The 246-nt window shown below is 72.4% G+C and carries 1 protein-coding gene; it reads left to right on the top strand.

Features of this window, described 5'->3' with window-relative positions; translation table 11 throughout:
- Positions 1 to 30: 30 nt before the first annotated feature.
- Positions 31 to 246, top strand: a 216-nt coding sequence (locus tag GTW58_RS13385; RefSeq protein WP_425338852.1) for an AarF/UbiB family protein, incomplete at its 3' end; no start/stop codon positions are given.

Here is a 246-nt window from a genome sequence, read left to right as displayed (position 1 = left end):
CAGGACTCCTCCCCTCCCATCCCGCCGGACGTGATTCGCGAGATGCTGGGCGAGGAACCCGAATCAGCGGCCGAGGAGATCCTGCAGCACATCGATCCGGTGCCGTTGGCGACGGGTTCGATCGGTCAGGCGCACCTGGCGACCTTCCGCGGCGCCGAGGTCGTGGTGAAGATCCGGCGGCACGAACACCGCCGCGAGGAGGACCAGGGGCTGGGGGGACCGCGGCGGGGGGCCCGCCGTCGCGCC

The sequence above is a fragment of the Kocuria subflava genome (assembly GCF_012163155.1).
In the GTDB taxonomy this organism is placed as follows: Bacteria; Actinomycetota; Actinomycetes; order Actinomycetales; family Micrococcaceae; genus Kocuria; species Kocuria subflava.
Note: the sequence above shows the minus strand (reverse complement) of the source record. Positions and strands in the feature narration are given on the sequence as shown.